The organism is Nostoc sp. FACHB-110 (assembly GCF_014697425.1).
Classification (GTDB): domain Bacteria; phylum Cyanobacteriota; class Cyanobacteriia; order Cyanobacteriales; family Nostocaceae; genus Nostoc_B.
Map to the genome: position 1 here is coordinate 20701 of NZ_JACJRU010000062.1, position 12977 is coordinate 33677.

A 12977-nucleotide genomic window follows, 5' to 3' on the forward strand; every position below is an offset into this window, starting at 1 on the left:
CTAAACCCCTCATCCCTATGCGTCGAACAAAAATTATTTGCACTGTTGGCCCTGCTAGTTCTGCACCTCAAAGACTCGAAGCCCTAGTCGAGGCTGGTATGAATGTGGCGCGGCTGAATTTCTCGCACGGGGCGCATGAATTTCATGCACAAACAGCCCAGCATTTGCGGCAAATTAGTAAAGAGCAAAAAAAGCCATTGGCAATTATGCAAGACCTTTGTGGCCCAAAAATCCGCTTAGGCACTTTACCACCAGAAGGGTTAATGGTTGAGGCTGGTGAAGAAGTTACCTTTGTCTTGCAAGAAAAAGGCAGCAGCATCGACGAATTGCCTTTACCATTGCCAACTTTATTTGCAATGGTTCGACCAGGGGAACCGATTTTAATTAATGATGGACGCGTCAAATTAATTGTCAGCGATCGCGATGCCGATAGAATTCGGGCGTTGGTGAAAATTGGCGGTTTAATTTCCACCCACAAGGGAGTAAATTTGCCAGAAACACCCTTACCTGTGAGTTCTATCACCGAAAAAGACTTGATGGATTTGCGCTTTGGCATCCAGTTGGGTGTGGATTTTGCGGCGGTTTCTTTCGTGCGATCGCCCCAAGATTTAGAACCCGCCCAGAGGATGATCGAAGCAGCTGGGGCTTCAATTCGCTTGATTGCCAAAATTGAACGACCAGAAGCAGTGGAAAATTTTGACTCCATTTTAAAAGTTGCCGACGGCATTATGATTGCCCGTGGCGATTTAGGAGTAGAAGTACCAATTCACGAAGTTCCCTTGATTCAAAAGGATATTATTCGCCGTTGCAATCAAGCAGGTAAACCAGTGATTACCGCTACCCAAATGCTGGAGTCAATGATTAGCGCGCCCGACCCCACCCGCGCCGAAGCCACCGACGTGGCTAACTCCATTTTGGATGGAACCGATGCCGTCATGCTATCTGGAGAAACCGCCGTCGGGCAGTATCCTGTTGGTGCGGTACAAGTCATGCACAACATCGCAGTCCACACAGAAAAAGCTCTACAAGAAGGCGGTAAACATTCTTGGTGTCACGAAGCAGGTAGCCTTAGCGTTACCGAATCAGTCGCCGAAGCAGTTTGTCGTATTGCTTATGAAACAGGTGCAAAAGCAATTCTCTGTAACACCACATCAGGAAGCACAGCAAAATTAGTCTCAAAATACCGTCCTTCAGCACCAATCATTGCCCTCACACCTGATGAAAATGCCTATCGCCAACTAGCACTTTCTTGGGGCGTAGAACCAATACTTATTCCCCCAGTTCATAACGCCGAAGAAATGTTTGTCAACGTCGTCAACACAGTTGTAGACACGGGTTTGGTCAATGAAGGCGATAAAGTTGTAATTACTTCTGGCGTACCAATTGGTAAATCAGGCACAACTAGTTTAATTAAAGTGCATTCAATTGGACAGCCAATTCTGGCATGAAGTATCTAAAATAGGGCTAAAACCAAGCGTTAAGAAAGATTTCCAGTATTGGAATGAGAACAACAGTAGAGAGTGTTAATAAATAGGGGTGTAAGGGTTTAAGGGTGTGAGGGTTGTAAGTGAAGGATGGTTGGCTGTTCTTCCTTCCCCCTACACCCCATACCCCATACCCGACACCCGCCCCGAAAGGGCTTTGGTAAATCCTACACAAATAACCATTACGGAGTTTATATGTCTAAAAATTTACTAGAACAATTGCGCGAAGTTACTGTAGTAGTTGCCGATACCGGGGACATTAAAGCTATTGAAAAATTTAAACCCCAGGATGCTACAACTAATCCCTCACTGATTACTGCTGCGGCACAAATGCCAGAGTATCAAGAAATTGTTGACCAAACCTTACTGCAAGCCAAAAAAGATGCAGGCGCAGGTGCTAGCCAATCACAGATAGTATCCTTAGCTTTTGACCGTTTGGCAGTATCTTTTGGCTTAAAGATTTTGCAAATTATCCCTGGTCGCGTTTCTACAGAAGTAGATGCCCGCTTATCTTACGACACTGAAGCAACTGTAACTAAAGCTAGAGAATTGATTGCTCAGTATAAAGCAGCTGGTGTTTCTAGCGATCGCGTCTTAATTAAAATTGCCAGCACTTGGGAAGGAATTAAGGCTGCGGAAATTTTGGAAAAAGAAGGCATTCACTGTAACTTAACTTTATTGTTTGGTTTGCATCAAGCGATCGCTTGTGCAGAATCAGGCATTACCCTAATTTCTCCCTTCGTCGGCCGTATTCTTGACTGGTACAAAAAATCAACCGGACGCGACAGCTACCCCTCTGCTGAAGATCCAGGCGTATTGTCCGTTACCAAAATCTATAACTACTATAAAAAATTCGGTTATAAAACCGAAGTTATGGGCGCAAGCTTCCGCAACGTTGGCGAAATCACCGAATTAGCAGGCTGCGACTTACTCACCATCTCTCCCTCATTGTTAGGCGAATTGCAAGCCACCATCGGCGAACTACCCCGCAAACTCGACCCCGCCAAAGCAGCCACCTCCGACATCGAAAAAATCTCCATCGACAAAGCCACCTTCGATAAGATGCACGCCGCAGACCAAATGGCTTACGACAAACTAGACGAAGGCATCAAAGGCTTTACCAAAGCCCTAGAAGACCTAGAAAAACTCTTGGCAGAAAGACTAGCCAAACTAGAAGTAGTACCTAGCCATTAAAATTTCTCGGAATTACGCAAAAACCCTTTAAACGCTTCTTACTTCGCGCTCTTTGCGTCCTTGGCGGTTCGTTCTTCTTGTAAATTACGGTGGGCATACTTCGACAAGCTCAGTACAAGTCTTGCCCACCATAAATATGGGACAGGTGTTATCACCCGTCCCACAATAATTTGGAATATTTTATCTACCCTTACACCACGACAAAATTCACCAACTTTCCAGGCACAACAATCACCTTCTTAATCTCCTTGCCTTCCAGATGACGCTGCACCACCTCAGACTCCCGGGCGAACTTCTCCAACTCGGCCTTATCTGCTTGCGCTGGAACTTGAATATCAGCCCGCTTTTTGCCGTTAACCTGAATCACCAAAGTGATTTCATCAGCTACCAAAGCCGCCGCATCAAAGCTTGGCCAAGTTTGAGTATGAACAGAATTGTTATTACCTAATAAATGCCACAACTCTTCAGCAATGTGGGGTGCAAACGGCGCGAGTAACGCCACTAAAGTCTGAATACCTTCTGCATAAATTGGTGAATTTTTGCAGTCAGCATCAGTTAAAGAATTACTCAACTTCATCAATTCCGAAACAGCCGTATTGAATTGATATTCGTCTTCCAAATCTTCCGTAACTGCCTTAATCGCAGTGTGAATTGCCCGACGTAATTCTTTTTCTGGCTTACTCAAATTAGCCAGTTCAGCCTGCTTACGAGATACACCAGCCGCGACATAATCTGTCACCAACCGCCACACCCGATTTAAAAAGCGAAATTGTCCTTCAACATCAGCCTCATCCCACTCCAAATCTTTTTCGGGTGGTGCTTTAAATAAGATGAACATCCGCGCTGTATCTACACCATACTTCGCAATTACATCTTCCGGTGCTACACCATTGCCCTTAGATTTGGACATAGTAGCGTAAAGACGTTGCAATGGTTCCCCTGTTTGCGGGTCACGGGGGTCAGCAGGGTTAACAAGACCAGAGGGAATCCATTTATCTTTACCGCCCTTGTTCGGATTCATATAAGTTAAACCTTGCACCATCCCTTGAGTTAACAAACGTTCAAAGGGTTCGTCAAAATTTAACAAGCCGCGATCGCGCAATACTTTAGTAAAGAACCGCGAATATAACAAATGCAAAATTGCGTGTTCAATACCGCCTACGTACTGATTTATCGGCATCCAGTCGTTAGTTTTACCAGAGTCAAATACCTGCTGTTCATTGCGTGCGTCAGTAAACCGCAAGAAATACCACGAGGAATCTATAAAGGTATCCATCGTGTCTGTCTCGCGCTTCGCCGGAGTACCACAAGTTGGACAAGGTACATTCACCCAGTTTTCTAACTGCGCCAACGGTGAACCACCTCGTCCAGTAAATTCAACTTCTTCTGGTAACTGTACTGGTAAATCCTTGTCGGGAACTGGCACTATCCCACAGTTTGGGCAGTGAATTACGGGGATGGGTGCGCCCCAATAACGTTGCCGAGAAATTAACCAGTCGCGCAAGCGATACTGGATGCGTTCTTTGCCAAAGCCTTTTTCTTGGGCATATTTAACTATAGCTGCCTTAGCATCTACAGAATTCAGCCCGGTAAACTGTCCAGAATTAATTAAAATTCCTGGTTCGGTATACGCTTGGTTATATTCAATCTGAACAAGTTGCGTAACTTCTTCACCCTCAGATGTCGGCGTTAAATCAAACCCAGCCACATCTTCGGGGGCAGCAATGACAAACTCAATTGGTAAATCATAAGCCTGGGCGAACTTAAAATCCCGCACATCATGGGCTGGTACACCCATAACTGCCCCAGTACCATACTCATACAGTACATAATCAGCAATCAAAATCGGTACTTCTTCCCCTGTAAATGGGTTAATTGCTTTACCGCCTGTAGGTATGCCGCGTTTGGGTTTATCTTCCGCCGTCCGTTCCAATTCACTTTGATTGGAAACTTCTGTAATAAAAGCTGCGACAGCAGCTTGCTGTTCTTTGGTGGTGACGCGCTTGGTTAAAGGATGTTCTGGTGCTAATACTACGTAGCTAACACCATAAACTGTGTCAGGGCGAGTAGTATATACCCCGATTTTTTCATCAACACCAACTATGGGAAATTCTAAGTAAGCCCCGGAAGATTTGCCTATCCAGTTCGCCTGCATCAACTTCACCCGTTCTGGCCAACCGGGCAATTTATCTAAGTCGTTGAGTAACTCTTCGGCATAGTCGGTAATCTTTAAAAACCATTGCCGCAATAATTTACGCTCGACTTTTGCCCCACTCCGCCACGAACGCCCTTCACTATCAACTTGTTCGTTGGCCAACACAGTTTGGTCAATGGGATCCCAGTTGACTGCGGCTTCTTTTTGATAAGCTAACCCAGCTTGCAAAAATTGTAAGAAAATCCACTGAGTCCACTTGTAATAGTCTGGCGAACAGGTGGCAACTTCTGTGTCCCAATCAATACACAAACCCAAACGCTGTAACTGCTGCCGCATTTGGGCAATATTCTGATAAGTCCACTTAGCTGGCGGCACTCCTCGGTCAATAGCGGCATTTTCCGCAGGCAAACCAAAGGCATCCCAACCCATTGGATGCAGCACCCGATAACCTTGCATTCTCTTGAGGCGGGCAATTACATCAGTAATTGTGTAATTACGGACGTGACCCATGTGTAAGCTGCCCGATGGGTAGGGGAACATGGATAAGGCGTAGAATTTTGGCTTGTTGCTTTCTGTAGGGGTCTTATCTAAGCCAATATCTAACCATGTTTTTTGCCATTTTTCCTCAATTGCGGCTGCGTTGTATCGGGATTCCACCAAAAAATCTCCTACTGGACTGTTATCTTGTCTGCCTCCATATTGTAGATGATGGTAGGCAAAGGAATCAGGACTTACAGAGTTAGGTTTTCCTTTGAGGTTGGGTGTAAGGGTGTCAGAACACCTACCCCCATAAACTCTTTGCTCAATGTAAGCTCTAGAAATAAATTAGGTAAAACAGGGGATGACTGAATCAAAAACAAAATTTTCTCAACCGCTACGGGTGTTTGTTTATGGTACGCTCAAACCCGGTGAAGCAAATTATCAAAAATATTGTGCAGGTAAAGTCATCAATGCTAAAAGGGCAGTCACACTAGGCAAGCTGTTTGCTTTGCCAATGGGCTACCCAGCAATGACACTTGGACAAAATCAAGTCCAAGGATATTTACTTTCTTTTTCTCAATCAGAGGTTTTGTCTACTTTAGACTATCTAGAAGATTACCAGCCTCTCAGACCTATTGCAGAAAATCTTTACAATCGCCAACAAGTTGAGATTTACGATTTACAGGGTAAATCTCTTGGTTGGGCTTGGGCTTATTTGATGAGTTTAGAGCGGATTGACAAATTTAATGCCACTCTCCTAGTCGATGGCTGGTGGAGTGGCTGCGGTTTAACAGCTAAGGAGGGGTATGAGTTTTAGGAATTAACCTAGCCTCTTTTGATTAGTTAAGATTAGACTCAATTTTGTCGAGTTTTAGCTGTTTGAGATGAATTTGCTTTTGGGGAGTAGCTTCTGCTGCTTTGGGAATTTCGATGACAGGGTTGTTAATGGCTACCATCAGCGGTGAGGCTGTGGCAGCAGAGGTGTTTGCTGTTGGTGTAGTTTCTATTTCTGTTTGTGGTTTTTGGGCTAGCTGTGGTGTTCTAGTTTCATTGCCAGGTAGCAATCCAGATACTAAACTAATGACACAAGCAGCAACCGCCGCACCACCAAATGTCCAAGCTAAACGAGAACGACGACGTAAACGGGTGAACACCTGTTCGGCTGTGACTTCTGGTGATTGTGCCGGGGCTGGTACTGGCATAGTCCGTAAACCTTGCCGCAGCTTTAATAATCTGGCATAAAGACATTGAACGGAAGCATCATTGGCGAGCAATTCTTCTATCTGCTTACGTTCTGTAGCTGTCACCTCGCCATCGAGGTAGGCACTTAATAACTCGAAGCGATCGCGCTTCACCATATCCATATTACCCGTTGATTCATTGCTATGTTGATCCATTCCTGCTGACAAATCTCCAAGAGGTTGTAAATGGGAACGGTCGTGAAACGGAGAATCAGTAGTCATTGTAACACTATTACTAATTCATACACGGGTAGAGGAAGCCAATAATTCTAGGAAATTCAATATTTCTTCTTCTGAGGGCAGTCGCACTGTGATTAATTCATAACTATGCTTAATCAATGCTTAAATTTTGCCATACAGCAGTAGAAAGAGACTGTAATTTAAGTATCTAGATAACCTTGCAATTGAGCTTGCAATCTAGACCTGGCTCTGGCAATTCTCGATTTCACCGTTCCCAAGGAAACCCCTGTGATTTCGGCGATTTCTTCATAAGCCATACCTTCGATTTCTCTCAAGACAATTGTAGTGCGAAACACTTCTGGTAAATCAGCGATCGCTTCTCGCAATTGTTCATAAAATTCCCTAGTGGTCAGTTCCTCTTCTGGGCCTGGGGTGTCTCCCGCAATTTCCCAGTCCATTTCGCCGTCATCCACTGCACGGGGCGCATCTAGCGATAATGGAGCTACTACCCGCTTGCGTTTGCGTAACTCATCGTAAAACAAGTTAGTTGCAATCCGGCTTAACCAACCCCGAAACTTAGCGGGTTCTTGTAAGCGGTTGATATTGCGATACACTCGAATCCAAACTTCTTGGGCTAAATCGGCTCTGTCTGGCCAATCTGGCGCTAGGTGGTATAACACCCGATCAACTTGGGTCTGATAGCGGCGCAGAAGTTCCGCAAATGCAGCACGATCTGGACGCAAGCCAATTTGACAGCGCAAAATCAGATCGTGGTTTGAAAGTTTGTCAACTTGCACCGATGCTTCTGGATACTTCGCATCAACCGTTGACCAGGATACAGCAATCGATTGACTCATAGATCGTACTGGCATTAAATCATCCCTTCCTATTAGACCTACTAACTGGCAGGATGTTCCTGTGTTAGGTGACGGATTTAGGATTGGAACACTGAAGTATACAATTTAGGTGAGGTTTCTTAGTCAAAAATTCATCAGCTGCTTGATTTTTCTCAAAAACTTGCTACTTTAGCAGTGTGAAGCCAAATTTACATTTATGGCAATTTTACGTAGAGTTGTGCATCTGATGACAACTGACTATTTACTATTGACAAAAAAAGTAATACATGCTATTTGAAAGCTTCGCTCTTTAGTCAGATGCAGTTTTTACTGAAGAAGTCGTAAAAAATTTAAATATCAGAGTTTAAGAGTAACAGTCTTAAACTCATTTAAAGCAAGAATGTGGCAAACAAATTCTGATAATCCACACCAGCAAGCAACTCCCAAGCCAAAATCCAAAATTTACAATCCAAAATTGTATGAGTCTGTTAACAGATCAGCATCTAAATTTTTTAGCTTCTACTTTGAATACGGAATTGATCTTTGAGAAGCTATTAGACTGTGTAGAGATGGTAGTTGCTTCACTAAAGGTAGAGTAAAATCTTGGTTCTGGTCATTGTGTCCAGAAAGGAGAAAGCACGCAAAAATTCATAATTATTTATTATGAGTCAGAAATTATGAATTTCTGCTGGCATCCTTTAAGAGGAATGTTATTTTTCAGGTCTATTTACCAGGATAGTGATTTTTTCTGGATGATCCTGATAAATAGCGTCTGTATTGGCTGGATTTGGTAAGCGAACGTGAAAAAAGAAATTAATGGAAAATGTGATTGTGATTGCTAGCAATAGTTTTTCAAACATGGACATTCTCCCACCCACACCATTAATGATTGATTGCTGCACTTGGAAAGTTTTAGAAAAAAGCCTGAATTGCGGAAACCTTGGCTTGTTACTTCGCAAAAATCCGGTTTTGCACCAGAGAGTCTTTTTGCAAGAACATCCGCATAGCCTTAGTTTGCCCAGAAATATTGGCAAATTTATAAGGAAACTGATAAGTAAATGTGAATTCTTGATAATTGGATGATTGCATTCAATTATTTAGAGATTGGATCTGTCAGGGATAAACAATAGGCGATCGCAATGGTAAGAAATGAATCTGTAGCGCGTATAGCAATGTTTCTCTGTTTTGGCACAGCGGTATTATCGTTAGCTGTCCATTGGCGAGTAACTACCACGCAACAAAAGTTTGATAATTCAGCCTCCACTAGGGGCAATATTCCTCAAGGTTTAGGGGAAACAGCTTTTGGCGCGTCTACAATTGCTGGTGAACCCATCCCAGGAAAAAATCGTCAGGGAACTTCTGAGTTTAAGTCCTCTGGTATCCAGCCTGATCATAAATCGGGCACAGTGAATCAAAATGTAGCTGTAGACACTGATGTACCTAACAATAGGCGGTTAGTGGGGTTGGAATCAGAACAACCAGTCAATCGCAATACTAATGAAGGGAAGCCATCTTTTTTTGCTCAACTGCTCAATCAACAAAAAACCGCTAATAAACTGGGGATAAAAACGCAAGTCATAGTAGATTTAAGCGATCGCCGCACTTATGTTTATCAAGGCGATGTCGTCATAGCTAGCTACCCAATTGCGATCGGTAAAAAGGGTTGGGAAACGCCTACGGGTAAGTTTGAAGTGATGAATATGGAACATGACCCGATTTGGCAACATCCAATCACTGGTAAAGTTTTTCCGCCCGGAGAAGATAGCCCTTTAGGTGAGCGTTGGATTGGTTTTTGGACAGATGGACGCAATCAAATTGGTTTTCACGGCACTCCTGATGTCCACTTATTGGGAAGTGCGATTTCTCACGGATGTTTAAGAATGCGGAATTCTGATGTTCGTTTATTATACGACCAAGTTAAAGTTGGGACAGTGGTGACGGTACGTGATTAATCAATTAATAGTCATTCATTCCTTGTCCTTTGCGACAAGCCCTCCGGGTGATGCTCCTGCGTCGCTAACAGCAGTAGCTACTCTGCGAGAAGCTGCGCAAAGCGCGTCCACAAGTCGGGGAACCCGCCCAACACACTACCTCACTGCAAAGCGTCTACGGAGGAAACCTCCGCTTAGACTTTGCGCTTTGTTATGAGTTGTCCAACAAATGACAAATAACCAAAATTTATTTTTGCTCAAAGCTAGGTGCGTAGACTTGAAGTAAGGTGCTGACTTGGCGTAATACTTCATTACCAGTGGTTTTACCGACAACGGGTGTTCTGTTATCGTTGGGTTGGTTGATGTTACGACTAATCGCTTCTGTAACTTGTTGAGCAATTAATTCTTGTAATTCTGCTTTGGCACGTTGACGTTGGTAGTTAGCACCTTCCTCGGTGGTGGCATACAAGGGTGGTAAGCGGTTGAGTGCATAGGCCGCAATGTCGCCTACATCTAAGGAACTCTCGCTAGTGGCTTCAATTTCGGCAACGCGGGCGATCGCTTCAGTTAAGACTAATTCTTCCATAACGTTAATAAATTGTTTGCGAGGAACCGCCACTACCTCACCAGTTAATAGCGCCCCCATTAATCGATCTAGCGCCATGTACTCTTCTATGGAGAGTTCAGATGCGTTATCACAAATGCGCCCAACTTCTGCTTCCATCGCAGGCGTGAGATAACCATCCTGGAGAGCTTGTTCTACAATTTTTTCAATACTCATAACGCTCATCTTTTTTAAGCCACCCAAGTAAGGTAGGGACGGTAACAATTCAATTTATTTTGCCCAATTATCAGTACACAATATACAAATTATGCACTTTTGCTATTAATAATGTCTTTTGTGTTATTCAAAGACCTTAGTTCGCCAGGGTAATGGGTCAACAGATTGTCCGTTGACATATAAGCCCCAGTGCAAATGCGGCCCTGTAGATGCACCTGTTGAACCAACTGCACCAATGATTTGACCAGCTTTGACTAAATCACCTTCTTTAACGTTGATGCGACTTAGATGCATGAATATGCTAGTCACTCCTTGACCGTGGTCAATACCAACTACATTACCGTGGACTCGGAAGCCTTGCGACTCTTTGCCTACCAATGCAACTCGCCCAGATGCGGGGGCTGTGACAGGTGAACCATTCGCTCCGGCGTAGTCTACACCACGATGATAATAGTCATTTGCAAATTTACCATTATAGTAACGGCGCACGCCATAAATTGTGCTGATCCTAGCTTTACTGGGTGGTAAAAATTGACCGTTCCAATATTTTTCTGGTGTTTGTAAGGCTTTAAAAGCAGCTACACGTTGAAGTTCGTATTCGGTGGCTCCATCAGCAGATTTCCCTGGTGGCAAAGTAATACGTTGTACAGGAAATTTGCGGGGGCGCACTTTCACTGCTAAGTTTTTGACTTGCCCATCGCCAAAAATTTTGAAAGTTCTCGTTCCTGCTTTTTCTAGGGGAGTGGTGGGAATAAATGCTCGATATTTATTTGGTGCTATGGCAAAGGCTGGGTAGGTTTTTTCACCAACAGTGATTTTTGGTTGGTTGGCATTATCTTGACTATCTATGTCAATCACGACGGATAGGGTGTCTCCTAACTGAGGGTTACTGGGCGATAGCTGGACTTGCAATGCTTCTACAGGCAATGCCAAAGTTGCGGGTAAAAATGTCAGTATACCCAAGCATAAATTTCTGGCACGGTGATGAATTTGCCAATTTTGAGACTTAAGAGCGCGATTCTCGATAGTCATAGAACTGATCAAACTTTCCTTACTTCTGGTGACAAACAGACTAGATCATAGGCTCTAGGGTTTCTTAACCACAGCAGATAATTTTAGACACCATAATATTATGATATTTGACGGTTTGAGTAGATATTTTCGGAAATAATCTATACTTATTTCTGGGCGATCGCTAATCATTGTCATTAACGTAATATATATAGTTACCTAATTTTAAAGCTAGTTATTAAATGCGTTTTAGATGTTTATTAATACATTATCATGCGTCTATATTCAAACTAGCCAAATAAAATCAACCAAAAAGGTAATGCGATAAATAAGCCTATAAATGTTAAGGCAATACAGCTTGCTAATAAGTTGCGATCTAAATCATAAACCTCTGCCAAAATTAGCACAGAAAGGCCTGTAGGTGTGCCAGACATCAATACCAGAATCAGCCGTTGTTCGCCAGTTACACCTAAAAAAGTTGCACCTAATCCTACTAGTATCGGCACAATAAAGACTTTGAGAACACTAGCAATATAAGCAATCTTTAAACTTTTCCAGCCTGTAATTGTTCCTAGTCGCAACCCCACAAGCAGTAAAGCGAAGGCAATAACTACCCAAACGGCTTGTTCTAATACCCCTTCGACTATTGTTGGCAATTGTATAAATTGAGTACTTAAGCCCAAAACAAATGTCCACAAGCTAGGCACTGTTACTAAATCGCGTAACTGAATCCACCAATGATTCTCGGTGTGACTCTTGCCAAAATAGCTAGCAATTAAAACAGCGATGCCATAAGTCCCGACAACGTTGTTAGTCACACTAAATAACACTGCCCAGTCATTGTTTTGGGGACTAGTCAATACCTGTGTGAGGGTTAACCCGACAAAACCTGTGTTTCCTAAAATGGTAGCCAGAATAAAACTGCCTAAACTAGCGCGCATAGATGGAATGTCGATTGACAAGTCCGAATTGGCTAAACTTAGCTGCTGTTTTTGGCTTTGGAACCATTGTAAGCTTTGCCAAAAACACAGGGCTAAAACTAGACTGAGCAATAATACTCCGACGGCTATTCCAGGGATGAGTGCGCCATGAGATAAGTCAGTGTGACGTGCTAACACAAAAAGTTGTAATGGCACACCTAACCAATAAAGTCCATTACCCAGCCACTTCAGCAGTTTATCTGGGGTAAATCGAGATACTAATAGTCCTATACCTACCCAGATGAGAAAAGGGGTGTAGGCATGAATCAGGCTTTCAATCATGTTCAGGCAGCACCTTGGTTAAGGTGTCAGAATTGATGCTGTTGTTAATACATCAGCACAGTCTTCTTTATTATTATCAGGACTTACGCACAAAGATTATCTGTGAAGATTGGGTGTCAGGGTGAAAGGGTATGGGGTGTAAGGATTTTGAATCAGTACACCCCTATACCCCTGAACCCCTAAACCTGGATTTTTCGTTTTGATGCGTAAGTCTTAATTATTTAAGGTGAACCTTTAAGGACTTTTAGTATCAGAAAAATTTGGCGGGCGATAGCGATCGCTTTTGCAAAAAAATCCCCTCACTTCTCCAGGTGAGAGCTTGACTAAGTAGCCAAACTCTTGTCTAAACTTACTCATAGCTAGCTATTGTGAGGAAGTTGATGTGGAAAGTATCGGAGTTTGGTAATTTAGTAGGCATTTCG

Annotated in this window: 13 protein-coding genes; 4 read left to right on the forward strand and 9 right to left on the reverse strand. The window is 43.3% G+C overall.

The window, feature by feature from the left end:
* Positions 1-17: 17 nt before the first annotated feature.
* Positions 18-1448 carry a pyruvate kinase gene (pyk, locus tag H6G69_RS31610; RefSeq protein WP_190693385.1) on the forward strand — a complete coding sequence of 477 codons (1431 nt, stop codon included), beginning with the start codon at positions 18-20 and terminating at the stop codon, positions 1446-1448.
* 231 nt (positions 1449-1679) lie between these two features.
* Positions 1680-2678 (forward strand): transaldolase, encoded by a 999-nt coding sequence (locus tag H6G69_RS31615; RefSeq protein ID WP_190693386.1) that lies wholly within the window; start codon positions 1680-1682, stop codon positions 2676-2678.
* Between the two features lie 190 nt (positions 2679-2868).
* Here H6G69_RS31615 and leuS read toward each other — a convergent pair whose 3' ends face one another.
* Entirely contained in the window at positions 2869-5490 is a 2622-nt protein-coding gene (gene leuS, locus H6G69_RS31620; protein WP_190693388.1) for a leucine--tRNA ligase, read from the reverse strand.
* Positions 5491-5674: 184 nt separating this feature from the next.
* Between leuS and H6G69_RS31625 the strand changes: the two genes are divergently transcribed.
* Positions 5675-6130 (forward strand): gamma-glutamylcyclotransferase, encoded by a 456-nt coding sequence (locus H6G69_RS31625; protein ID WP_190693389.1) that lies wholly within the window; start codon positions 5675-5677, stop codon positions 6128-6130.
* Between the two features lie 22 nt (positions 6131-6152).
* Here the strand turns inward: H6G69_RS31625 and H6G69_RS31630 are convergent, their stop codons facing one another.
* From H6G69_RS31630 to H6G69_RS31645, 4 genes are all read right to left on the reverse strand, one after another.
* The gene (locus H6G69_RS31630; RefSeq protein ID WP_190693391.1) at positions 6153-6776 is read right to left on the reverse strand and encodes an anti-sigma factor; all 624 of its coding nucleotides are present in this window, start codon (positions 6774-6776) and stop codon (positions 6153-6155) included.
* Between the two features lie 158 nt (positions 6777-6934).
* Positions 6935-7591 (reverse strand): sigma-70 family RNA polymerase sigma factor, encoded by a 657-nt coding sequence (locus tag H6G69_RS31635; protein WP_190693406.1) that lies wholly within the window; start codon positions 7589-7591, stop codon positions 6935-6937.
* Between the two features lie 689 nt (positions 7592-8280).
* A complete protein-coding gene (locus H6G69_RS31640; protein ID WP_190693392.1) occupies positions 8281-8472 on the reverse strand; it encodes a hypothetical protein in 192 nt (63 codons plus the stop codon).
* A gap of 46 nt (positions 8473-8518) precedes the next feature.
* On the reverse strand, positions 8519-8659 hold the full coding sequence (locus H6G69_RS31645) for a hypothetical protein (protein WP_190693394.1): 141 nt from the start codon (positions 8657-8659) through the stop codon (positions 8519-8521).
* Positions 8660-8709: 50 nt separating this feature from the next.
* Between H6G69_RS31645 and H6G69_RS31650 the strand changes: the two genes are divergently transcribed.
* Entirely contained in the window at positions 8710-9522 is an 813-nt protein-coding gene (locus H6G69_RS31650; protein ID WP_190693396.1) for a L,D-transpeptidase, read from the forward strand.
* A 226-nt stretch (positions 9523-9748) separates the two neighbouring features.
* Here H6G69_RS31650 and H6G69_RS31655 read toward each other — a convergent pair whose 3' ends face one another.
* The 4 genes from H6G69_RS31655 to H6G69_RS34600 all read right to left on the reverse strand — a co-directional run bounded on the left by H6G69_RS31655 (position 9749) and on the right by H6G69_RS34600 (position 12912).
* Positions 9749-10282 (reverse strand): late competence development ComFB family protein, encoded by a 534-nt coding sequence (locus tag H6G69_RS31655; protein WP_190693398.1) that lies wholly within the window; start codon positions 10280-10282, stop codon positions 9749-9751.
* Positions 10283-10405: 123 nt separating this feature from the next.
* On the reverse strand, positions 10406-11314 hold the full coding sequence (locus H6G69_RS31660) for a M23 family metallopeptidase (RefSeq protein WP_190693400.1): 909 nt from the start codon (positions 11312-11314) through the stop codon (positions 10406-10408).
* A 269-nt stretch (positions 11315-11583) separates the two neighbouring features.
* On the reverse strand, positions 11584-12555 hold the full coding sequence (locus H6G69_RS31665) for an AEC family transporter (protein WP_190693402.1): 972 nt from the start codon (positions 12553-12555) through the stop codon (positions 11584-11586).
* A 234-nt stretch (positions 12556-12789) separates the two neighbouring features.
* Positions 12790-12912, reverse strand: coding sequence for a hypothetical protein (locus tag H6G69_RS34600; protein WP_277883508.1), 123 nt, complete (start codon positions 12910-12912; stop codon positions 12790-12792).
* Positions 12913-12977 lie beyond the last annotated feature (65 nt).